Source organism: Rhodococcus sp. ARP2 (genome assembly GCF_001029585.1).
Lineage (GTDB): Bacteria > Actinomycetota > Actinomycetes > Mycobacteriales > Mycobacteriaceae > Rhodococcus_F > Rhodococcus_F erythropolis.
The window spans coordinates 1-1,180 of sequence record NZ_LEKE01000080.1; the positions used below are offsets into that span (position 1 = coordinate 1).

Annotated in this window: 1 protein-coding gene; it reads right to left on the bottom strand. The window is 67.5% G+C overall.

The annotated features are described in order from the left end of the window. Nucleotides 1-1,178 (bottom strand): acetyl-CoA C-acetyltransferase (locus ABX74_RS20875; protein ID WP_082148535.1); only part of this gene is annotated, 1,178 nt, incomplete at its 3' end. Nucleotides 1,179-1,180 lie beyond the last annotated feature (2 nt).

The following is a 1,180-nucleotide window of genomic DNA, read 5'->3' on the forward strand; positions in this document are numbered from 1 at the left end:
GCCTGGGGGACGCGGATGATGAGTGCGTCGCCTTGTCCGCCGCCGCCGCAGAGTGCGGCTGCGCCGATGCCGCCGCCGCGGCGTTGCAGTTCGAGGGCGAGGTGCAGGGCGATGCGGGCGCCGGACATGCCGAGGGGGTGTCCGACGGCGATGGCGCCGCCGTTGACGTTGACCTTGGCGGGGTCGAGGCCGAGTTCGCGGGTGGAGGCGATCCCGACGGCGGCGAACGCTTCGTTGATTTCGACGAGGTCGAGGTCGGTGGGGTCGATGCCTTCCTTGGCGCAGGCCTTGGCGATGGCGCGGGCGGGTTGGGACTGGAGGGTGGAGTCGGGTCCGGCGACGACGCCGTGGGCGCCGATTTCCGCGATCCAGGTCAGGCCGAGTTCTTCGGCTTTGGTTTTGCTCATCACGATCACGGCGGCGGCGCCGTCGGAGATCGGGGAGGCGGAGCCGGCGGTGATGGTGCCGTCCTTGCTGAACGCGGGACGCAGTTTGCCGAGGGATTCGGTGGTGGTGTCGGCGCGGATGCCTTCGTCCTGGGAGAAGACGATCGGGTCGCCCTTGCGTTGGGGGATGGAGACGGGGACTACTTCGTTGTCGAAGTAGCCGTCTTTCCAGGCGCGGGCCGCGTTCTGGTGTGAGGCGGCGGCGAAGGCGTCCTGCTCGGCGCGGGTGATGTGGGCGGTTTCTTGTTGGTTGACTTGTTCGGTGAGCAGGCCCATGGCCTGGTCGGTGAAGATGTCGTGGAGGCCGTCGTAGGCCATGTGGTCGCGGAGGGTGACGTCGCCGTATTTGAAGCCTTCGCGGCTTTTTTCGAGCATGTGGGGTGCGCGGGACATCGATTCCTGCCCGCCGGCGACGACGATGTCGAATTCTCCGGCGCGGATGAGTTGGTCGGCGAGGGCGATGGCGTCGATGCCGGAGAGGCACACTTTGTTGATGCTCAGGGCGGGGACGTTCATGGGGATGCCGGCGGCGACGGCGGCTTGGCGGGCGGGCATCTGGCCGGCGCCGGCGGTGAGGACCTGTCCCATGATGACGTAGTCGACTTGTTCGGGGGCGACTCCGGACTTGTCGAGGGCGCCTTTGATGGCGATGCCGCCGAGGTCGGACCCGGAGAGGTCTTTCAACGATCCGAGGAGTCGACCCATCGGGGTACGAGCTCCCGCAACAATCACAG